This window comes from Cobetia sp. 14N.309.X.WAT.E.A4, assembly GCF_030397495.1.
Classification (GTDB): Bacteria; Pseudomonadota; Gammaproteobacteria; order Pseudomonadales; family Halomonadaceae; genus Cobetia; species Cobetia marina.
The window spans coordinates 19,750-41,508 of sequence record NZ_JAPNXT010000006.1 but is presented as its reverse complement, the minus strand read 5'-3'; the positions used below and the strand labels follow the sequence as shown (position 1 = coordinate 41,508).

General features: G+C 63.3%; 18 protein-coding genes. 14 read left to right on the top strand and 4 right to left on the bottom strand.

Annotated elements, in window-relative coordinates; genetic code table 11:
• Positions 1-101: 101 nt before the first annotated feature.
• The 4 genes from OW493_RS09760 to OW493_RS09745 all read left to right on the top strand — a co-directional run bounded on the left by OW493_RS09760 (position 102) and on the right by OW493_RS09745 (position 4,497).
• The gene (locus OW493_RS09760) at positions 102-743 is read left to right on the top strand and encodes a TRAP transporter small permease (RefSeq protein WP_077375017.1); all 642 of its coding nucleotides are present in this window, start codon (positions 102-104) and stop codon (positions 741-743) included.
• Positions 743-2,044, top strand: coding sequence for a TRAP transporter large permease subunit (locus OW493_RS09755; protein WP_077375014.1), 1,302 nt, complete (start codon positions 743-745; stop codon positions 2,042-2,044). The genes OW493_RS09760 and OW493_RS09755 overlap by 1 nt, the downstream gene beginning before the upstream one ends.
• Positions 2,045-2,347: 303 nt before the next feature.
• The gene (locus OW493_RS09750) at positions 2,348-3,244 is read left to right on the top strand and encodes an HAD-IIB family hydrolase (RefSeq protein ID WP_170212637.1); all 897 of its coding nucleotides are present in this window, start codon (positions 2,348-2,350) and stop codon (positions 3,242-3,244) included.
• A 41-nt stretch (positions 3,245-3,285) separates the two neighbouring features.
• Positions 3,286-4,497, top strand: a complete 1,212-nt coding sequence (locus OW493_RS09745) for a glycosyl transferase (RefSeq protein WP_077375009.1) — start codon at positions 3,286-3,288, stop codon at positions 4,495-4,497.
• Between the two features lie 118 nt (positions 4,498-4,615).
• Here the strand turns inward: OW493_RS09745 and OW493_RS09740 are convergent, their stop codons facing one another.
• Both OW493_RS09740 and OW493_RS09735 read right to left on the bottom strand, forming a co-directional pair.
• On the bottom strand, positions 4,616-6,490 hold the full coding sequence (locus OW493_RS09740; protein ID WP_254696543.1) for a sugar phosphorylase: 1,875 nt from the start codon (positions 6,488-6,490) through the stop codon (positions 4,616-4,618).
• Between the two features lie 207 nt (positions 6,491-6,697).
• Positions 6,698-6,946: a GlsB/YeaQ/YmgE family stress response membrane protein gene (locus OW493_RS09735; protein WP_077375006.1), complete on the bottom strand. Its 249-nt coding sequence runs from the start codon at positions 6,944-6,946 to the stop codon at positions 6,698-6,700.
• A gap of 306 nt (positions 6,947-7,252) precedes the next feature.
• Here OW493_RS09735 and nrdR point away from each other — a divergent pair, with 306 nt between their 5' ends.
• The 9 genes from nrdR (at position 7,253) to lon (ending at position 17,007) form a co-directional block, all read left to right on the top strand.
• On the top strand, positions 7,253-7,741 hold the full coding sequence (nrdR, locus tag OW493_RS09730; RefSeq protein WP_077375003.1) for a transcriptional regulator NrdR: 489 nt from the start codon (positions 7,253-7,255) through the stop codon (positions 7,739-7,741).
• Positions 7,742-7,878: 137 nt separating this feature from the next.
• Positions 7,879-9,021 carry a bifunctional diaminohydroxyphosphoribosylaminopyrimidine deaminase/5-amino-6-(5-phosphoribosylamino)uracil reductase RibD gene (ribD, locus tag OW493_RS09725; protein ID WP_289863992.1) on the top strand — a complete coding sequence of 381 codons (1,143 nt, stop codon included), beginning with the start codon at positions 7,879-7,881 and terminating at the stop codon, positions 9,019-9,021.
• A 169-nt stretch (positions 9,022-9,190) separates the two neighbouring features.
• Positions 9,191-10,339, top strand: coding sequence for a bifunctional 3,4-dihydroxy-2-butanone-4-phosphate synthase/GTP cyclohydrolase II (gene ribBA, locus OW493_RS09720; RefSeq protein WP_077374998.1), 1,149 nt, complete (start codon positions 9,191-9,193; stop codon positions 10,337-10,339).
• A gap of 111 nt (positions 10,340-10,450) precedes the next feature.
• Entirely contained in the window at positions 10,451-10,933 is a 483-nt protein-coding gene (gene ribE / locus OW493_RS09715) for a 6,7-dimethyl-8-ribityllumazine synthase (RefSeq protein WP_043331374.1), read from the top strand.
• Complete coding sequence (gene nusB, locus OW493_RS09710) at positions 10,930-11,445, top strand: transcription antitermination factor NusB (protein WP_084208057.1); 516 nt, start codon at positions 10,930-10,932, stop codon at positions 11,443-11,445. Before ribE ends, nusB begins: the two co-directional genes overlap by 4 nt.
• A gap of 1 nt (position 11,446) precedes the next feature.
• Entirely contained in the window at positions 11,447-12,475 is a 1,029-nt protein-coding gene (gene thiL, locus OW493_RS09705; protein ID WP_289863991.1) for a thiamine-phosphate kinase, read from the top strand.
• Positions 12,472-12,945: a phosphatidylglycerophosphatase A gene (locus OW493_RS09700; RefSeq protein WP_077374989.1), complete on the top strand. Its 474-nt coding sequence runs from the start codon at positions 12,472-12,474 to the stop codon at positions 12,943-12,945. The genes thiL and OW493_RS09700 overlap by 4 nt, the downstream gene beginning before the upstream one ends.
• Before the next feature lie 65 nt (positions 12,946-13,010).
• Entirely contained in the window at positions 13,011-14,291 is a 1,281-nt protein-coding gene (locus tag OW493_RS09695) for a DUF945 family protein (protein WP_271302186.1), read from the top strand.
• Positions 14,292-14,556: 265 nt separating this feature from the next.
• A complete protein-coding gene (gene lon, locus OW493_RS09690) occupies positions 14,557-17,007 on the top strand; it encodes an endopeptidase La (protein ID WP_077374983.1) in 2,451 nt (816 codons plus the stop codon).
• A 119-nt stretch (positions 17,008-17,126) separates the two neighbouring features.
• Here the strand turns inward: lon and OW493_RS09685 are convergent, their stop codons facing one another.
• Entirely contained in the window at positions 17,127-17,468 is a 342-nt protein-coding gene (locus tag OW493_RS09685; RefSeq protein ID WP_077374980.1) for a YegP family protein, read from the bottom strand.
• Positions 17,469-17,870: 402 nt separating this feature from the next.
• On the opposite strand from OW493_RS09685, the gene ilvD reads away from it, so the two are divergent.
• Complete coding sequence (gene ilvD / locus OW493_RS09680; protein ID WP_136938759.1) at positions 17,871-19,715, top strand: dihydroxy-acid dehydratase; 1,845 nt, start codon at positions 17,871-17,873, stop codon at positions 19,713-19,715.
• 177 nt (positions 19,716-19,892) lie between these two features.
• On the opposite strand, the gene OW493_RS09675 is transcribed toward ilvD, so the two are convergent.
• Positions 19,893-21,458: a diguanylate cyclase gene (locus OW493_RS09675; RefSeq protein WP_289863990.1), complete on the bottom strand. Its 1,566-nt coding sequence runs from the start codon at positions 21,456-21,458 to the stop codon at positions 19,893-19,895.
• Positions 21,459-21,759 lie beyond the last annotated feature (301 nt).

Here is a 21,759-nt window from a genome sequence, read left to right as displayed (position 1 = left end):
ACAGGATCAAGACGATCAGGAAAGACGCGGGAGATGATGATCGGCGTGCTCACTGGGCGCGCCGATCCTCCTTGAGCAAGCCAGTTAGCAAGGAATTCGATATGGCAGAACATGATGTGGCGTCGCCGGGCCTGCCGGAGGCGTCGGATGACCACGACCCGAATCTGGGCACGCGCACGCCGCTGGACCGACTGGTCGGCAAGGGCACGCGCGCCGCGGCGTGGCTGGTATTGCTGGCGATGGCGATCAGCGTGTTCGAGGTGGTGATGCGCTATGGCCTCGACTCGCCGACCTCCTGGGTCCACGAGACGGTGATCTTCCTGGTCGCGACCAGCTTCGCGCTGGGCGGGCCGGCGGCGCTGGCCAACAACCGCCATATTCGCGTGCGTGTGCTCTACGACCTGGTCGGCACGCGCTTTCGCTACGTGCTGGACTGCTTCAATGACGTGATGACGCTCGTGTTCTGCATGGCGATGAGTTACGCAGGCTGGGTGATGTTCTGGCGCGCCTCGCACAGCCCGTTGGGCGAATGGCAGCTGGAGCGCTCCGGTACCTCGTGGAACCCGCCGTTTCCAGCGCTGACCAAGGGCGTGATCCTGTTCGCGCTGGCGGTGATGACCCTGCAGGCGCTGTGGCATCTCTACCAGACCTTCTTCTCTCCCCGTCCGCCCGAAGGGGAAAGTGACGCCGCTGCCCACCCGGCACAAGAGACGCGTACCACGTCAGACAAGGAGCAGCGCTGATGGATATCGCAACGGCTACCATGCTGCTGGTCGGCGGCATCTTCGCGCTGCTGGTCACCGGCCTGCCGCTGGCCTTCGTCACCGGCCTGGTCGCGCTGGCCTACACCTTCGGCTGGTTCGGCCCGATGGCGCTGCCGCTGGTCACCAGTCGTGTCTATGGCTTCGTCACCGAGTATTCGCTGGTGGCGGTGCCGATGTTCGTGTTGATGGCCTCGCTGCTGGATCGCTCGGGGATCGCCAAGGACCTGTTCAATGCCATGCGCGTGATGGCAGGTCGCCTGCCCGGCGGCGTGGCGATCCAGACCATCGTGGTGGCGTTTTTCCTGGCGGCGATGTCCGGCATCATCGGCGGCGAGATCGTGCTGCTGGGGATTCTGGCGCTGCCGCAGATGCTCCGGCTCGGCTATGACAAGCACATCGCCATCGGCGTGGTGTGTGCCGGGGGCTCGCTGGGCACCATGATGCCGCCCTCCATCGTGCTGATCATCTATGGCCTGATCGCCAACCAGTCGATTGCCGATCTGTTCACCGCGGCGATCACCCCGGCCATCGTGCTGATGGCAAGCTATATCCTCTATGTGCTGATCCGCTGCCTGCGCAATCCCGCGCTGGGGCCGGTGATGCCCGAGGAGGAACGGCGTGCCAGCTTCCAGAGCAAGCGTGAGCTGCTCAAGGCCGTCGGCGTGCCGGCGATCATCGCGGGACTGGTGCTGGGTTCCATCTATGGTGGGGTGGCCTCGGTGACGGAGGCAGCGGCGATGGGCAGCTTCGGCGTGCTGGTGGCGGTGATGCTGCGGGGTGAATTCTCCATCACCCTGATGCAGCGTGCGCTGTCCCAGACCATGAACACCTGCGGCATGATCATCTGGATCGGTATCGGGGCGGCGGCGCTGGTCGGGGTCTACAACCTGATGGGCGGCAACCGCTTCGTGTCGAGCATGATTCTCGGCCTCGATATCCCGCCGCTGGCGATCATCATGGTGATGATGGCGATCCTGCTGCTGCTGGGGCTGTTCCTCGACTGGATCGGCATCGCGATGCTGACCCTGCCGATCTTCGTGCCGATCATCATCCAACTTGGCTATGACCCGGTATGGTTCGGCGTGCTGTTCGCGGTCAACATGCAGGTGTCCTTCCTGTCGCCTCCCTTCGGGCCTGCCGCCTTCTATCTGAAAGGCGTGGCACCGGAAGGCATCAGTCTCAAGGATATCTTCGTCTCGCTGCTGCCGTTCATCGCCATCCAGCTGTGCGTGCTGGCGATGTTGCTGCTGTGGCCGCAACTGTCACTGTGGCTGGTCTAGTCTCAACAGATGTTGCTGATGGCCGAAGACTCGACGCCCTCGCAGATGCGAGGGCGTCGTCGTTCGTGACGACAGGTTTGCGCTGCAATGTGGCGACGCGACATGCATCAGGGGATTTGTGCTCATTGTTGGTGCAAGCAAGCCGGCGGTGAATCAGAGTTGAGAGTTGAGAGGCCAGACTGTCATTGCGACTGCACCATCTTGGCACATTCCCTGCAATGCTCTTGGCAGGCTTGCCTGGCGCAACGAGACCGCACCGCGGGGATGCCTGGCACGCTGCAGCACTTCATGAGGAGAGTTCACATGTCAGAGACTCAAGCACCGCTGTTGTTGCTGACCGACCTGGATGGCTCGCTGCTGGACCATCACGATTACTCGCCGGGTCCGGCGCGCAGCTGGCTGACCCGCCTGCGTGCTCGCGGCGCCTGGGTCGTGCCCAATACCTCCAAGACCGCGGCTGAACTCACGCCCTTGATGCGCTCGCTGGGGCTGGCGGGTCAGCCCTGGATCGCCGAGAACGGAGGCGTCGTGGCGCTGCCGGCCTCCTGGCTCAGTGCCTATCCACTGGAGGAGGCCAGTGCCCCGGATGCGCACGGTCTGTGCCGTATCGCGGTGGCCATGCCGCGCCGCGCGATTCTCGAGGTGCTGGAGGGACTGAGCGAGGAATTCGCCTTTGAAGGCTTTGCCGCGATGTCGGTGGCAAGAATCAGCGAGCTGACGGGGCTGGGAGAGGCGGATGCGGCGCTGGCGGGGGAGCGTGATGCCAGTGAACCGCTGGTATGGCAGGACGCGCCGGAGCGCCTCGAGGAATTCCGCACGCGCCTGGCCAGCCATGGCCTCAAGCTGACGCGGGGCGGGCGTTTCCATCATGTGACGGGCGACACTGACAAGGGGGTGGCGGCGCGCTATCTGATCGCGCGCTACCGGCTCTGTGAGCGGGTGCGTCCCTGGACACTGGGCTTCGGTGATGGCGCCAATGACCTGCCATTGCTGGCCGCGGTCGACAACGCTGTCCTGATCCCCGGCGTCGGTGATACCTCACAGCGCGATCGGGAGCTTGCCGAGTATCCGCTACTGGCGGATGAACGCCGCTGTTTTCGCGCCAATCACCCCGGGCCGCAGGGATGGGTCGAGGGATTGCGTCACTGGCTGGCCAATGGCCAGCCGGAAGAATGGACATCCAGAGGCCTGCGCGCCTGACGCCTGCCTGATGCGTGTCTTCGGTATGACAAGGAGCTGACATGAGCGATTTTTACCAGAATGGCATCATCACCAACTTCCATAACCTGACCGACCGTCCGGTGGAGGACCTTGAAGCGGATCTGATGCGCTTCTCCCGCAAGCGGCCGATGAGCCTGATTCTGCCGTCGCTGTATTCCGAGCTGGAAGGCCCCGCGCTCAAGCACATCGTCGATGAGTTGGCGCAGGTGCCGTATCTCAGCGAGATCGTGATCGGGCTGGATCGTGCCGACCGCGACCAGTTCGAGCATGCCAAGGAGTTCTTCTCTCACCTGCCACAGCATCACCGTATCCTGTGGAACGACGGGCCGCGCCTGCGTGCACTGGATGAAGAGCTGACCGAGCATGGTCTGGCACCGATGGAGGCCGGCAAGGGGCGCAACGTCTGGTATTGCTCCGGTTACGTGCAGTCATCAGGCATCGCCGAGGCGGTGGCACTGCATGACTGCGATATCGTCACCTATGATCGCGGCCTGCTGGCGCGCCTGATCTACCCGGTCGCCCATCCGCAGTTCAACTACGAATTCTGCAAGGGCTACTATTCGCGCATCGCCCAGGGCAAGCTCAATGGTCGCGTGGCACGTCTGATGGTCACGCCGTTGATCCGTGCGCTCAAGAAGGTCTATGGCCCGCTGCCGTATCTGGATTATCTCGACAGCTATCGTTATCCGCTGTCCGGTGAGTTTTCGATGCGCACCGACGTGCTGGCGGACATTCGCATCCCCAGCGACTGGGGGCTGGAGATCGGCGTGCTTTCCGAGGTGCATCGCAACTATTCCACCAAGCGTCTGTGCCAGGTGGACATCGCCGATGCCTATGATCACAAGCATCAGCCGCTGTCCGAGGAAGATGCGCTGGGCGGCCTCAATCGCATGAGTCTGGATATCGCCAAGGCCATGTATCGCAAGCTGGCGACGCTGGGGGTCGAGATCCATGGCGAGACTTTCCGCACCATCAAGGCGACCTACTATCGCATCGCGCTGGATCTGATCGAGACCTATTACAACGACGCCGTCATGAATGGCCTGACGGTGGATCGTCACAGCGAGGAAGCGGCAGTGGAGCTGTTCGCCGCCAACATCATGGATGCCGGCAGCGCCTTCCTCGACAACCCGCGTGACAAGCCCTTCATTCCGAGCTGGAACCGGGTGCAGTCCGCGGTGCCGGACCTGCTCGAGCGCATGCATGAAGCGGTGGAGCTGGACAACCAGTAACGACACCTTTCACCAACCGCTCACGTGGGTCACGCATGTTGCGGCAGACACGGGAAGGTAAAACGACAACGGGGCTGCCACTGGCAGCCCCGTTGTCGTTGGCGGGCACGTCGTCAGGTCAGACGACCTCGATGGCCGGTGGGCGCACCGACTGCTCCATCAGCCAGGCTGCCTGATAGGGGCGGCGCGCCATGGCGGGGTCGAAGGCCTTGTCATGACACAGGTGGTCGGTCAACGCGAGGCCCTGCCAGCTTTCCGGCAAGGGCAGCACACGCGGCTGGTCGGTGACATTGAGAGCGAACAGCAGGCGGCGTCCCTCGTGGGTGACGCGCTCGAAGACGAAGAAGTCCGGCCCCAGGTCGAACACCTGCTGATGGGCATCGGGGTGGAAGCACGGCTCCTCGCGGCGCAGCGTCATGCGACGCTTCAAGGCATGGAAGACCTCATGGGTCGCGGTGTTGGGACTGGACAGCAGGGCTTCCAGTTCATCGCGCTGCCACTTGCGGCGGTTGATGGCGCGCAGATGCCCGTCGCGTTCGACCCCTTCCTGATGATTGGGGGTGGCGGTCAGTGAATGAAGATAGAGGCCGGGAATGCCCTGCAGGCTCAGCATCAGGGTCTGACTGGCGATGAAGCGCTCGATCTGCCACGGGTCCCGTCCACGCCGCGTGCCCTTGAGGGCATCGAAATAGCTGATGTTCAGCTCATAGGGGGTGTCGGCGCGTCCCGGGTTGGCGCGCATGCTGACGTAGCCACCGAAGTCATGCACCAGGCGCACGAGGGTATCGCGCTCATGGTCCGGCAGCAGGCCTTCCAGCGCACGCACGCCGATGCCATCGTGGCTGGCCGTGAAGTTGAAGTAGCTGCATCCCGCCGGCAGAGAGGGCAGGCTGGCGGCCCACTCGGTCAGTGCACTGGCATCCCCGGAGGTCAGGGTATGCAGAGTCAGCGGCGGCAGCGTGAACTGATAGATCATGTGGGCTTCATCGGCCTGGGCGCTGCCCTCGAGGGAGGTCAGGTCCTGCTCGGAAAGGCGGTCGAGGCCGAAATACGACATGTTCTCGGCGTGGGGCACGTTGGTTTCCGTGATCAGCAGGCTGCCGGGGGCCAGATGATCCACGATGGCGCGCAGCAGGCGGACCACGGCATGCGTCTCCGGCAGATGCACGCAGGAGGTGCCCAGACGCTTCCACAGGAAGGCCACGGCATCGAGGCGGATCATGCGCGCGCCCTGCTCGAGGTAATAGAGCAGGATACCGATGAACTCCAGCAGGACGTCGGGGTTGGCGAAGTTGAGGTCGATCTGGTCATCCGAGAAGGTTGCCCACAGATGACGCAGGCCACGACGGGTATGCACCGGCGTGAGCAGGGCCGAGGGGCGTGGTCGCACCACGCTGGAGACGTCCGTTTCCGGGTCCATCTCGATGAAGTAATCGCGGCCGGGTTGCACGCCGGCCAGATAATCGGCGAACCACAGCGATTCCCGCGAGCAGTGGTTGATGACGAGGTCCGCCATCAGGTCACGTTGCTCGCTCAGACGCTGGATGTCCTGCCAGTCGCCGAGGGCCGGATTGACCTCACGGTAGTGGATGACGCTGAAGCCGTCGTCGCTGCTCCAGGGGAAGAAGGGCAGGACGTGCACCCCGGAGAGGCAGTCACCCAGACGGCTCGCGAGGAAGTCATTCAGGGTGGCCAGCGGGGCCTCGCCTTCCTGTTGCACGCTGTCGCCGTAGGTGATCAGCCACTGATCGCGTTCGCTCCACAGCGGTTCGCCCTCGGGAACCCGGGGGGCAAGACGCGAACGATGCAGCTCCATCAGTGTCTCGAGACGCCGCAGCACCTCATCCTTGCGCTCGGGATAGATCACCGCCAGCAGCGTCTCGGCGTGGCGGGCGAAGGCATCGTTCGAGAGCGGGTGTGACAGGGAGCGTGGGCCCGGTCGAGCGGCGTGTGAGGAAGAGGTGGAAGGATCGGGAGGTGGCATGTCGGGCATGAGCGGTCCTCGAAGTCATCAGTGCATGTGACTTGACCATGCAAGACGACGGCCAGCCCACTGGTGCAGGCTGGCCGTCGTCGAGTCATGGCGGGTGAAACCGGCGGGGAAAGCCATGTGATCAGCTCCTGTCAGGCCATGGAGCCGATCAGGACCACCCGCACTGCTTGCGACGTGCTCGCGAAGTGCCTGCGAGCGGGTCGCGGGCTACCTGCGAACGACTCGATACAGGATCAGCAGGATGATGGCACCGAGCACGGCGATGACGAAGCTTGCCAGATTGAAGCCGGTGACATCTCCGAAGCCGAGCTGCGTGCCGATCCATCCCCCTACCACGGCACCCAGGATGCCGATGATGCTGGTGACGATGATGCCACCGGGGTCCTTGCCGGGCATGATGACCTTGGCGATGATGCCGGCGATCAGTCCGAAGATGATCCAGGCGATGATTCCCATGTCGCGTCTCCTTGCGTCATTAGTAAGCACTTGGTCGTGAAGATCATTCACTCATGTGGCGAGCATCCTTGTGGGAGTTTCTCGCCGGCCTCGGTTCTCGGGAGTCTATGCGGATTCCTCTTCCGCTCCTCAAGGCTAACGCAGATAGGATCTGACTGACATAGGCTCCCGTGCACGAGTCTTAACGGTTACAATGGCGCCCATTCCATGTCTTTCGGCTGTGCTGCCGTGGCCCGACGCTGCTCGGCAGTACCGGAGGCCGAAGTACGCAACGCCGCCACCTCGCACTCAAGCAGGCTCCCAACAATGCACTGTCCCTTCTGTGGAACTCATGAAACCAAGGTCACGGATTCCCGGCTGGTGGTCGAGGGTGACCAGGTGCGTCGTCGTCGCCAGTGCGCGGCCTGCGGCGAGCGTTTCACGACCTACGAGACGGCAGAGCTGGTCATGCCGCGAGTGGTCAAGGGTGACGGTTCCCGTGAGAGCTTCGATGAGCACAAGCTGCGGGCAGGCATGTTGCGCGCGCTGGAGAAGCGTCCTGTCTCCTCGGAGCTGATCGAGGCGGCTGTCGAGCGTATCCGTCAGCGTCTGCGCGCCACGGGGGAGCGTGAGATCGAGGCGCGCCGGATCGGCGACGAAGTGATGCAGCAGCTCAAGCGGCTGGATCAGGTCGCCTATATCCGCTTTGCCTCCGTCTATCGCCGGTTTCAGGATCTGGACGAATTCCGTGCCGAGATCGACCGCCTCGCCCAGGAGCCCAGTTTCCTGCCCGGCGAGGAAGACAGCCGCTCCTGATCCGCGCATCGCCCGACCGTCCTGCGGTCTGACTGTCGGGGCGGTCCATGTTGTCGTCACACGCCGATAGGTATTGCATGTCCCTCACCTCTCATGACACCGCAGTCGGCCAGGAGCCTGGTCACGATATTCGCCACATGGCGCATGCCTTGCGCCTTGCGCGCCTGGGAAGCTACACCACCCATCCCAATCCACGGGTCGGGTGCGTGCTGGTCGACCCCGTCACTGACAAGGTGATCGCCACCGGCTTTCATGTGCGCGCCGGGGAAGGGCATGCCGAGGTCAACGCCTTGGCCGCCGCCGGTGAGCAAGCCCTGGGCTGCGTGGCCTACGTGACGCTGGAGCCCTGCTCGCACACCGGGCGAACCGGACCATGCTCACGCGCCTTGATCGCGGCGGGCATCTCGCGGGTGGTGATCGCCATGCGGGACCCGAATCCGCAGGTGGCCGGGCGTGGCATCGCCATGCTTCAGGGCGCTGGCATCGCCGTGACGGTGGGCGTGCTGGAGCAGGAGGCGCGTGCGCTCAATCCCGGCTTCCTGTCGCGCATGGAGCGCGGGCGCCCCTTCGTGCGTCTCAAGCAGGCCATGAGTCTGGACGGTCGCACCGCGATGGCCTCCGGTGAATCCCAGTGGATCACCGGCCCGGAAGCGCGCAGCGCCGTTCAGCGACTGCGCGCACGCTCCAGCGTGGTGATGAGCGGTATCGAGTCGGTCATCTTCGATGATTCGCGCCTCAACGTGCGCGCCGAGCAGCTGGGGCTGGAGGCGCATCCGCTGGGGCTCGAGGCGCTGGTGGCGCGTCAGCCGTTGCGCGTGGTGGTGGATACGCATCTGCGTCTGCCACTGGCGGCGCGAATCCTTGAGCAGGACGGCAGAACCCTGGTGGTCTGTGTCGCGGATGAGACAGCGGCTCAGGCAGAACGGCGCAGACTGTTGGAAGCGGCCGGCGCCGAGGTGCTGGCGTTGCCGGCGGGCCCGGAGGGACGTGTGGATCTCGAGGCGCTGTTGCGCCATCTGGCCGAGCACGAGCAGGCCAATGAGGTCCTGCTGGAGACCGGTGCGGTGCTTGCCGGTGCCATGCTCAGTGCCGGGCTGGTGGATGAGATGCAGCTGTTCATGGCGCCGACGCTGCTGGGCGGGGAGGCGCGTCCGTTGCTGGCCCTGCCCGGACTCGAGCACATGGCGCAGCAGCGGCGGGTCGAGATCCGCGAGATTCGTGCCGTGGGGCGCGACTGGCGCATCACGGCAGTGCCCGACAACGGCGAGTCTGTCGGCTGAACTGACTGAGAGAAATTGCCAGCCAGCGCAAGGACTTGCCGCTGTCTGGCGACAGTGGCGTCGCGGGGCGCTGGCGCAAAACCGGGTGGCGGGGTACCCTGACGCCCGACTTTTTGATAACACGCGTGGGCCGGGCAACCGTCGGCGCGGTCCGAAATGTGGAGCAAGCATGGCGCTATCAGGCATCGCAGCACTCGTCGAGGATATCCGGCAGGGCAAGATGGTCATCCTCATGGATGACGAGGATCGTGAGAACGAAGGCGACATCATCATCGCCGCGGAAGCCGTGACAGCCGAGCACATCAACTTCATGGCGCGTCATGCGCGTGGCTTGATCTGCATGCCGATGTCGCGTGAGCATTGCGAGCAGCTCCAGCTGCCCTTGATGGTGCAGGCCAACGGTTCCGGCTTCGGCACCAAGTTCACGCTCTCCATCGAAGCCACCGAAGGCGTCACCACCGGTATCTCCGCCGCTGATCGCGCACGTACCGTGCAGGCGGCTGCCGCCCGCAACGCCCGTCCGCAGGATATCGTCCAGCCGGGGCATATCTTCCCGCTGATGGCGGAGCCGGGTGGCGTGCTGCGTCGTGCCGGCCACACCGAGGCGGCCTGTGATCTGGCCTCCATGGCGGGCTTTGGCGCGACCGGCGTGATCTGTGAGGTCATGAACGACGATGGCAGCATGGCGCGTCGTGAGGAGCTCGAGCGCTTTGCCGCCGAGCATGATCTCAAGGTCGGCACCATCGCGGACCTGATCGAATACCGCATCCACAACGAACAGACCGTGGAAGTGCTGGACAGCGAGCAGGTCGAGACGGCCTTCGGCGAGCTGACGCTGCACTGCTTCAGCGATCGCATCCAGGGCCGTCACCATCTGGCGCTGGTCAAGGGCACGCCGACGCCTGACGCCTTGACCACCGTGCGTGTGCATGTGGAGGACCCGATGCGTGACCTCCTGACCCTGCGTCAGCCGGGCAGCAGCAGCTGGGCGCTCCATGATGCACTGTCACAGGTCGCTGCCGCTGATGCGGGCGTGCTGGTGCTGCTGGACACCGGCAGTGATTCACAGGATTACAAGGAACGTCTCGATGTCTTCCTCGGACGACGTCGTACGCCGCGCACCAACGAATCCGATGGTGCGGGCAACTATCTGACTACCGGTACCGGTGCCCAGATCCTCAGGGATCTCGGCGTCGGCCGGATGCGTCTGCTCAGCTCGCCGTGGAAGTTCTCTGCGCTGTCCGGTTTCGGCCTCGAAGTGGTCGAGCTGATCGGCAGTGATGACGCGGCCAGTGGCACAGACACCGTGGGTGCATAAGGCCCCGGCACTACCCAAATGGCGGGAGTGGGGACCAGTCGCGGTCGTCGCTCCCGGTATGATTGATATCTCCGCCCCGGTTCGCCGGGGCGCTAGCATTGTGGACTGACCATGCAACCGATTGCTCAACTCGAAGGCACCTTCACCAATGTCGATGGCCGTTACGTCATCGTCGTCGGGCGTTTCAACCACCACGTCGTCGATAGCCTGGTGGAAGGCGCGGTCGATTCCCTCGTACGCCACGGCGTCGATGAGGAAAACATCGACCTGATCCACGTGCCGGGCGCCTGGGAAATCCCGCTGGCCGTCAAGGCCGTGCTGGCCAAGGTCAAGCCGCACGCCGTCATCACGCTGGGCGCGGTGATTCGTGGTGGCACGCCGCACTTTGAATATGTCGCCGGTGAATGCAACTCCGCCCTGTCTCGTCTGCAGCTCGAGTTCGACACGCCGGTGGCCAATGGCGTGCTGACGGTCAACTCCATCGAGCAGGCCATCGAGCGTGCGGGCACCAAGGCCGGCAACAAGGGCACTGAAGCCGCGATGGCCGCCATGGAAATGGTCTCGCTGCTCAAGGCCATGGGAGGTGATGCATGAGCGAACGTCAGCAACGTTCCGAGCGTGAGCCGTCCAAGCAGCAGCAGGCACGCCGTGCCGCGCGTGAGCTGGCGGTCCAGGGCATCTACCAGTGGCAGATGACCGGCAAGAGCATGACCACCATCGAAGCCGAGTTTCGCGGTCAGCAGGTCGATGACGATGTCGAGCTGCACGAGAACTGGGTCGAGGTGATGCGCATCGCTGACCAGGCGCTGTTCCATGAGCTGCTGCACAACGTGCCGCGTTTCCAGAAAGAGCTGGATGCCAGCATCAGCCCGCTGCTGGATCGTCGTCTTCAGGATCTCGACGAGATCGAGCTGGCCATCCTGCGTCTGGGCGCCTACGAGCTCTCCAAGCGCATGGAAGTGCCGTACCGTGTCGCCATCAACGAAGGGGTCGAGCTGGCCAAGACCTTCGGTGCCACCGATGGTCACAAGTACGTCAACGGGATCCTCGACAAGCTGGCAGTCAAGCTGCGCAGCGCCGAGGTGACCCAGGCCCGCCTGCGCTGACATGCCGGGCGAATTCGAGTTGATCGCCCGCTACTTCCAGCGCGATCTGTCCGGGGCTCCGGGCGTGCTGCTGGGGCCGGGTGACGACTGTGCGCTCCTCGCCGCCGGTGATGGCATGCAGCTGGCGATCAGTGTCGATACCTCCGTGGCGGGCGTTCACTTCCCGCCGGATGCTCCGGCGTCCTCGATCGGGCATCGCGCCCTGGCGGTCAATCTTTCCGATCTGGCCGCCATGGGGGCGACGCCGCGCTGGGCGTTGCTGGCCTTGACGCTGCCGGAGGTCGACGAGGACTGGCTGCATGGCTTCGCTGCCGGCTTCCATGCGCTGGCCGAACGTCATGGCATCGCCCTGGTCGGGGGCGATGTCACACGCGGCCCGCTCTCCATCACGATCACCGTGCATGGCGAGCTGCCGCTGGTGCTGGAGGATGCAGTCCATCCGGATAGCGTATCCCGCCCCATCCTGCGACGTGATGGTGCCCGTGAAGGCGACCTGGTGGTCATCACGGGCGCACCGGGAATGGCGCATGCCGGTCTGAAGGCATGGCAGTCCGGCACGCGGGATGTGCTGGACCCGTGTCTGGCCGCCTATCTGCGTCCGGAGCCGCGTGTGGAGGCGGGCCTCGCACTGCGCCAGCTGGCCAGTGCGGGCCTGGATGTCTCCGATGGCGTGATGGGTGACCTGGCACACATCTGTCGTGCCAGTCAGCTGTCGGCGGCGCTGGAGCTTGGCGAACTGCCGCTGGCGCCGGAGCTGATGGCGGCGCTGGGCGAGCAGGGCGCGTGCGAGGCGGTCCTCAATGGCGGTGATGATTACGAGCTGCTGTTGACGATGCCGGAAGAGCATCTCGAGAGCGCCATCAACGCGCTGCGCCCCCTGAATCTGTCCTTGAGTGTCATCGGGCGCATGCAGGCAGTGGAGGGAAGCGAGCCGCGTGTCATCCTCGAGCAGGAAGGGGTCGAGCAGGCCGCCGCGGGACGCAGCTGGCAGCACTTCCCACCGGCGGATGCCACGGAGGTGAGCTCATGAATCGTGCACCTGCCAGTGTCTGGCGTCGTCCCGTCCATTTCCTGGCCTTCGGGCTCGGCAGTGGCACGGCGCCCTTCGCGCCCGGCACCTTCGGCACCCTGGCCGCCATTCCGTTCTATTGGATGATGGCGGGACTGGGGCTCTGGCCCTACATCGCCATCGTGGTGGCCGCCTCCGTTCTCGGGATCTGGATCTGTGATCGCACCTCGAAGGATCTGGGCGTCCACGATCATTCCGGCATCGTCTGGGATGAATTCGTCGGCTACTGGATCACCATGGTCGCCGTGCCGTTTTCATGGCAGGCTGCCCTCTGGGGGTTCGTGGTCTTCCGGGTCTTCGACATTCTCAAGCCATGGCCGATCCGCTGGGCTGACCGTCGTGTGGCGGGGGGATTCGGCATCATGCTCGATGACATCTTCGCCGGCATCTTCGCCTGGTCGACCATGCATCTATGGCTGTGGCTGCATTGAACAGGAAGCGAGGCACTGCGTGGTGGGTGTGACGCTTCAACAATGATAAACAAGGGATAACAACGATGGGCAAGGGACTCGTAACTGCGGCGGCTGTCGTCGTCATCGGTGCTGCCGGCTATGTCGGTGGCGTGGCGTATTCCAGTCAGCGTTTCGAAGACGAGATGGCGCGAATGGTGGCGGAGCTCGACAGCAGCGCCGACATCAAGGCCAGCCGCGATGACGTGCAGAGCGGCTGGTTCGACTCGAGCGGTCGACTCAAGATGGAGCTTGCCACGGGGGAGCAGCAAGGGCCCGTGCGTGTCGTGCTGCCTTATGAAGCCGGTCATGGCCTGCTCTCCACCAGCATGAAGGGCAACATCAAGCTGCAGTACGGTACACCGGCCCGCGATGTGCTTTCCGAGGTCATCGGGGATGGAAAGGCCATCGCCTTCGACGGCAGCGTCGACAATTTCAGCGGTGCCAGTGATACCACGGTGACACTGCCTGTCTTTGAATGGCAGGACCCGGAAAGCGGCACGCGCTTCAACTTCAAGGGCGGCGAGCTGACGGCGTCACATGATGGCGGTGATACTCCCGAGATCACCGTCGACGGCGAGGTCTCTCCCTTCGAGATCACCAATGGTGACGAGAAGATCAGCGTCGGTACCCTGAGCCTGAACGGTCTTTATCGTGGTGCGGACAACGACTTCCGCCAGGATGACAAGATCGAGCTGGATACGCTGACCATCGACAATGGCATGGGGCAGCCGCCGGTGGTGGCGACCGATATCAGCTATTCCGGCGAGACGCGGCTCGACCCGACCGAGCTTCGCTATCTGATGAAGCTGGCCGTGCAGGACGTGAGTGCCGGTGATCAGCAGATGGCCAGCGGCAGTCTGGCGCTGTCGATCGACCGTCTTCAGGGCGCGGCGGTCTATGATTTCATCACTCAGCTGCAGGGCCTGCTGGAAGAAGCCGGCAAGCCGTTTGAAGAGCTGACGGAAGATCAGCAGGTCGCCATGCTCGAGAAGGTCGAGGCGCCGCTGTTCACCATGCTGAGCACGTCTCCTCGTCTGACGCTGGAGTCCCTCAAGGCGCGCAGCGAAGTCTTCGGTGTCGACATGCAGGGTGAGGGGCAGCTGATTCTCGATGGGGCCGGCATGACCGATCTGAGCATCGCCGAACTGCAGACCATCGAAGGGCAGCGTGCCTTCCTGGATCGCATGAGTGGACGTTTCGAATTCCGCAATGTGCCGCCGATGCTGGCGATGATGGCGGGCATCCCGCCGGACTCCGCTGACAAGAACCTGGTGCTGACCATCGATGGGGATGCGCTGCTCGTCAATGGCAAGCCGATCTATTGAGCCAGCCTGACTGAGCCGACCTGTCTTTCACAGGTGACTGAGCCACCTTCGGATCTGACCGTACCCTTCTGTCTGCCATCGTGCTGGACAGCTGACAAGGCCCGCCTTCTGGCGGGCCTTGTCGTATCCGTCGGCAGGTGGCGAACCGGTGCCGATAGACAGGTATCCCGTCAGACAAGTGCCCGACAGTACTTGATAAAGTGCACGACAGACCACATTGGTGAAGATGATCGCCTCAACCGAGGCCCGGTTTCACGAGGGTTGCATGTCACGTCACGAAGATACCTCCGATCACGACAACGTTCTGTCCGGTTTTGAAGATGCCAGTCAGGAAGAGCCTGAGCATTCCCCGGGGGCTGGTGGGCTGGTACCCAGTGGTGATCAGCTACCTGAGCGCCTTTACCTGCTGCCGATCCACAATCGTCCCTTCTTTCCGGCTCAGGTCCAGCCGCTGGTCATCAACAAGCAGCGCTGGGCAGAGACCATGGAGCGGGTCGGCAACACGCCACACCATGCAGTGGGGCTGGCCTTCGTCGGTGATGTCGAAGTCGACGAGATGGGGGCTGAGCATTTTCCCGAGATCGGTTCGGCAGTGCGTGTCCACAAGCCCGAAGATGGCCAGGATCAGGTCCAGTTCATCGCTCAAGGGTTGCGCCGCTTCCGGATCACCCGCTGGTTGTCACGCAAGCCGCCCTATCTGGTCGAGGTGACCTACCCGCGCGAGCCGGTGGATGCCGAGAGCGATGAGGCACGTGCCTACGCGATGGCGATGATCAATGGCATCAAGGAGCTGCTGCCGATCAATCCGCTGTACGGCGAAGAGCTCAAGCAGTACCTCAATCGCTTCAGCCCGCATGAACCCGGCCCGCTGACCGACTTTGCCGCTGCCATCACCTCGGCCAAGGGGCCGGAGTTGCAGGAGGTGCTGGAATCGTTGCCGGTGATGGAGCGCATGCAGAAGGTACTGCCGCTGCTGCGCAAGGAGATCGAGGTCGCCCAGCTGCAGACCGAGATCTCTCAGCAGGTCAACGCGCAGATGGAAAAGCATCAGCGTGAATTCTTCCTGCGTGAGCAGCTCAAGGTCATCCAGCGTGAACTGGGCATCTCCAAGGATGATCGCGAGAATGATGTGGATACCTTCCGCGGTCGCCTCGATGAGCTCAAGGTTCCCGAACGGGTGCAATCGCGCATCGACGACGAACTCGACAAGCTCTCGGTGCTGGAGACCGGCTCGCCGGAGTACGGCACCACGCGCAACTATCTGGACTGGCTGACCTCGCTTCCCTGGGGCATCACCTCCACCGACCAGCTGGATCTCGCCCATGCGCGCAAGGTGCTCAATCGCGACCATGACGGGCTGGATGACGTGAAATCACGCATCATCGAGTTCCTGGCCGAAGGCACCTTCAAGGGCGATGTCGGTGGCTCGATCCTGCTGCTGGTGGGCCCGCCCGGTGTGGGCAAGACCTCGATCGGGCGCTCCATCGCCCAGGCACTGGGGCGCGAGTTCTATCGCTTCTCGGTCGGCGGCATGCGCGATGAATCAGAGATCAAGGGGCATCGCCGTACCTACGTGGGCGCCATGCCCGGCAAGCTGGTGCAGGCACTCAAGGAGGTCAAGGTCGAGAACCCGGTGATCATGCTGGATGAGATCGACAAGCTGGGGCAGTCCTTCCAGGGCGATCCGGCCTCGGCGCTGCTCGAGGTGCTGGACCCGGAGCAGAACGTCGACTTCCTCGATCACTACCTCGACGTGCGCCTCGATCTGTCCAAGGTGCTGTTCGTGTGTACCGCCAACACGCTGGATAGCATCCCGGGGCCGCTGCTGGACCGCATGGAGCAGATACGCCTCTCCGGTTACATCGCCGAAGAGAAGATGGCGATCGCCAAGCATCACCTGTGGCCGAAGCTGCTGACACGCGACAACATTCCCAAGAAGCGCATCAATCTGAGTGACGCCGCGCTGCGTCAGGTGATCGAGGGCTATGCTCGCGAGGCGGGCGTGCGTCAGCTGGAGAAGCAGCTGCACCGCATCGTGCGCAAGGCGGCGGTCAAGTTGCTCGAGGAGGACCTGCCGACGGTCAAGGTCTCGGTCAAGAATCTCGAGGAATTCCTGGGGGCGCCGATCTTCCGTCGCGAGAAGGTCCTGGCCGGCGAAGGCGTGGTGACCGGGCTTGCCTGGACCAGCATGGGCGGCGCGACCCTGCCCATCGAGGCCACACGTGTGCACGGCCTGACGCGTGGCTTGAAGCTGACCGGCAAGCTTGGGGAAGTGATGCAGGAATCGGCCAATATCGCCTATTCCTATACCCTGGCGAATCTTGAGGCCTACGATGCCGAGGCTGACTTCTTCAATGAGTCCTTCATTCACCTGCACGTGCCGGAAGGGGCGACGCCCAAGGATGGCCCGAGCGCTGGCGTGACCATGACCACGGCGTTGATGTCGTTGGCCAGGCATCAGGCGCCGCGCAAGGGACTGGCGATGACCGGTGAGCTGACATTGACCGGGCAGGTGCTGCCGGTGGGCGGTATCCGTGAGAAGGTCATTGCCGCACGCCGCAGTGACATCTTCGAACTGATCCTGCCACAGGCCAACCAGCGGGATTATGATGAGCTGCCGGACTATCTGAAGGAGGGCATGATCGTCCACTTCGCGGCCCGCTACGCGGATGTAGCACGAGTGGTCTTTGACAGCGACAACGCGCAGCGCCACTGACAATGCACGGCGCAGAATGGATGGCGACATCCGACGAAAAGCAGAAGCCCCGCCAATCGGCGGGGCTTCTGCTTTTCCGTGGGGCGTCGTGTGCATGCAGACGTCGCGCTCGCGGGCATTCAGGCGGTATCGAGCTGTTCCAGCACGGCGGCTTCCGGTGCATTGCGTCCGACGCTGGCAATGCCGTTGTCGCGGCCGGATTCCGACTTGTACATCTGGCTGCGGCCGATCTGCTGGCTGTTGGCGGCCAGCAGCGTGAAATAGAAGCGACCATCCTTGGCGACTTCCTTCGTGAAGCGTTTTTCCTCGGCGGCGTTCTTGCGCACGGATTCCACGCCGTTCAGGCAGCCGCGCTTGTCGGCATAGCCTTGGCTCTGCAGGATCTTTTCACCGTTGCCGGCCTTGAGTGCAAAATAGAACTTGCTGTCCTTGCCGCGGGTGATGACGAATTTTCCGGCCATGGATGACTCCTGTTCCTTGAGGGATGTCTGACACTGCCTGATATGTCGTCTTCCAGTGTAAACAGCGCCTCTCGTGGGAAACCCACGCTAGGAGTTGCGGCATTCAACGTTCGGGAGCCATCGCGGCTTCTTTCACGCTGCCGCCGCGTACATGCGATGCTATCTGGTAGGCAAGCAGGGGCGGGACATGACAGAATTGAGCTCAGGCAGATAGCGGTGGCTCACATGCCCCGCATCTCCACTGGACACCAGGTCTGCGTCTTTTCACAAGCGAAGCGCAGCCTGATCAAAACAGAAGCCACTCCCGTGCGAAGGATCACCCGGACAAGCCCCGCGCTAGGGGATGTTCTCCGTCGATCATTCTGCGCAGGAGAGTGGCCAAGCATCATTGACGAGGACACCATGCCAGAGTATCGCTCCCGTACGACCACCGCAGGTCGTAACATGGCCGGCGCCCGCGCCCTGTGGCGCGCCACCGGCATGAAAGATGGTGACTTCCAGAAGCCGATCATCGCCGTTGCCAACTCCTTCACCCAGTTCGTGCCCGGCCACGTCCACCTCAAGGACATGGGACAGCTGGTAGCGCGCGAAATCGAGAAGGCCGGCGGTGTCGCCAAGGAATTCAACACCATCGCGGTGGACGATGGCATCGCGATGGGGCACGACGGCATGCTGTATTCGCTGCCGTCGCGTGACCTGATCGCCGACAGCGTCGAATACATGGTCAATGCCCACTGTGCGGATGCGCTGGTGTGCATCTCCAACTGCGACAAGATCACCCCCGGGATGCTGATGGCCGCCATGCGCCTCAACATCCCGGTCATCTTCGTCTCCGGCGGCCCGATGGAAGCCGGCAAGACCAAGCTGCTGGACCACGGTCTCGACCTGGTCGATGCGATGGTCATCGCGGCCGATGACAGCGTCGACGACGAGACGGTCGCCGAGATCGAGCGCAGCGCCTGCCCGACCTGTGGCAGCTGCTCGGGCATGTTCACGGCCAACTCCATGAACTGCCTGATGGAAGCGCTGGGTCTGGCGTTGCCGGGCAACGGTACGGTGCTGGCGACTCACTCCGATCGTCGTCGCCTGTTCGAGAACGCCGGGCATCGTATCGTCGAGCTGGCACGCCGTTACTACGAAGGCAACGAAGAGCACCTGTTGCCGCGTGCCATCGGTTCACGGGCGGCGTTTGCCAACGCGATGACGCTGGATATCGCCATGGGGGGCTCGACCAACACCATCCTGCACCTGCTGGCCGCCGCTCAGGAGGCCGGTGTCGACTTCACCATGTCCGACATCGACAAGCTGTCCCACAGCGTGCCGCAGATGTGCAAGGTGGCGCCGAACACCCAGAAGTATCACATCGAGGATGTTCATCGTGCCGGTGGCATCATGGGGATTCTGGGCGAGCTGGACCGCGCCGGCGTGCTGGATACCTCGGTGCCGACCGTCTATGGCGACTCGTTGTCTGCGGCGCTGGAAGAGTGGGACATCATGCGCTCGCCCACCGATGAGGTGATCGAGTTCTATCGTGCAGGTCCGGGGGGGATCCCGACCCAGACCGCCTTCTCCCAGAGCGCGCGCTGGCCGAGCCTGGATGGTGACCGCGCCCAGGGCTGCATCCGCGATTACGATCACTGCTTCTCCACCCAGGGCGGCCTGGCTGTGCTCTACGGCAACATCGCGCTGGATGGTTGCGTGGTGAAGACGGCAGGCGTCGATGATTCCATCCTCGTCTTCGAAGGCCGTGCCTATGTCTGCGAATCTCAGGATCAGGCGGTGGAAGACATCCTGGCCGACAAGGTCAAGGAAGGCGATGTCGTGATCATCCGCTACGAAGGGCCGAAGGGCGGTCCGGGCATGCAGGAAATGCTCTACCCGACGTCCTATCTCAAGTCCAAGGGACTTGGCAAGGCGTGCGCGCTGCTCACCGACGGTCGTTTCTCCGGCGGTACCTCTGGCCTGTCCATCGGCCATGCGTCTCCGGAAGCGGCGGCGGGTGGCGCCATCGGCCTGGTCGAGCACGGTGACACCATCCTGATCGACATCCCCAATCGCACCATCAATGTCCAGCTGAGCGATAGCGAGCTACATGCGCGTCGTGAAGCGATGGATGCGCGCGGCAAGGATGCCTGGAAGCCGAGCATCCAGCGCAATCGTCGTGTCTCCGCCGCGCTCAAGGCCTATGCCTTGCTGGCGACCTCGGCTGACAAGGGCGCCGTGCGTGATCTGAGCAAGCTGGATTGATCCCGTCCGCCAGTGCCGCCGTGAAGGTGCTGGCGGTCAGTGCCTGTTGAAGACCGGCAGCACTGATTCACCAGGCAGGACGCCAATGACATGCAAACGGCCACCCCGAGGGGTGGCCGTTTGCATGTCTGGCATTCGAAGTGGTTGCCGTGCATTTCAGCCGCCTCGGGCCCTGAGTCAGTCAGTACCGGCAGGCTTTGGCGGCAGGTTGGTCAGCGTACCGGCGTCAAGCGGCATGACCGGGTCTGGGTCGAGAAACCGTACCCGGTTGCATCCCTGGCGCTGGGCTTTCTTGAGCGCCTGCTGGGCACGGTCCATCAACTCGAGTCGATTGGCCAGTCTCATGGTATCGGGGGCCGGATGATAGCCGGTCAGGCCGACACTGCAGGTGATCGGCCGATCCAGCCCTGACAGTTCGGCGGCGGCATGGCGGACGCGTTCGGCAAGGATGATCGCGCCGCTGGCATCGGTACTGGTGAGGATCGCCATCAAGGAGTTGTCCTCACGCATGCAAAGGAGATCGCTCTTGCGGCTGGCGTTGCGCAGGATGGATGCCACCTGCTGCAGAGGGCGTTCTCCCGCCACGTGGCCATATTCGCGCGTGTAATCCTCAAGGTCATCCACGCTGAGGATCAGGATGCACAATGGCTGGCCATGGCGTGCACTGCGCGCGATCTCGTTGTCCAGCTGTTGCTCGATCAATTCGAACGGCATCAGCTTGTCGAGTGTCGAGCCGGGGAGTCGGCCAGCGGCAGGCGAGCGAGTTTCCAGTTGGTGGCGCAGCTTGGTCAGGCTCGCTTCATGAGCACGGCGCTCGCTGATGTCTTCATGCTGGGAGAGAATGATCCCGGCGCGACTGTCGATCACCTTCAGCTCCAGCATCACGTCGATCATCTGGCCATGACGCCCGAGATAACGGTGTGGCTGCCGATATTCGCTGATGTCGCCCGTCCGCATGGCGCTCAATGCCTCGCGGCACGACAGCATGTCCTGTGGGTGCGAGATGTCTTCCAGGGCACTGCATGTCAGTTCCTTTGGCTCCATGCCCAGCAGTCGGGAAAAGGCCGGATTCATGCGGGTCCAGTGGCCATGAAAGTCCATCAGGGCCATGGGCAGGCTGCAATGGGAGAACAGTCCTTCCATTTTCTGGTAGGCGAGACGCAGGTTGTCGAGCTCACTGCGTGTGCGCTCTTTCGCGCGCTGGACATCCAGCAGCTGGCCCAGTGCCGTGGCAAGCGTCTCCACCAGGGCTCGCTCACTGGCGGTGAAGTCCTGTTGGCGCGGTGTTTCATCGCCGAAGCACAGCGTGCCGGTCAGGCGACCTTCAGACCAGAGTGGCGCTGCCACATAGCTTTCAAAGGGCATGCAGGAATAGGCAGCGTGAGCGCGAGTGTCTTCTTCAGCGCTGATGTGGCGATGAGCCACGCAGGCAGCCTGCGCGATGACGCTGGAACACCAGGTCTCTTCCAGTGGGCATTCGCCTCCGACTTCTCGCCCAGCAGGGGGATTGACCGCCGCCATGATCTCATAGCGACTGGATTCTGCATGTCCGAGGATGGCGGTGGTCATGCCAAGCAGACGGCAACCGGCATCCAGATGGGCTTCCACGTGGCGTTCGTGGGAGGGCTCAGGTGTCAGGCTGAGCGCCAGCAGTGCCTGCAGGTGCTCTGGCAGCAGGGAATCATGGGGGTGTCCGGCGTTGCCCGAAGGCAAGGGCACGGCAGAGAATGAGCTTGGCATCATGCGATATCCTTATCTGACATGCTGCAGGAGAGGGAGGGCTTTCCATACCACACCTCAATATACGACTTGCCGTGAGACGTGACAGGCGAGGAAATCGATTGTCTCAACCTTTCGCAAACGCAGCGGGCAGTCTTTACAGGCTGACAAGGGCAGAGCCCCTCAGCGAGGGTCTCGATGAGGGGCTCCGAAATGAGGGCTCCTTGCCTTCGCCATGGGTTGGCGTGTCTTCGCAAGGACGTTGATGGCGGTCTGCTGGTACTGCTCACGAGTCGTGGGCGGGAGTCAGGCCGCCTCGGCCAGC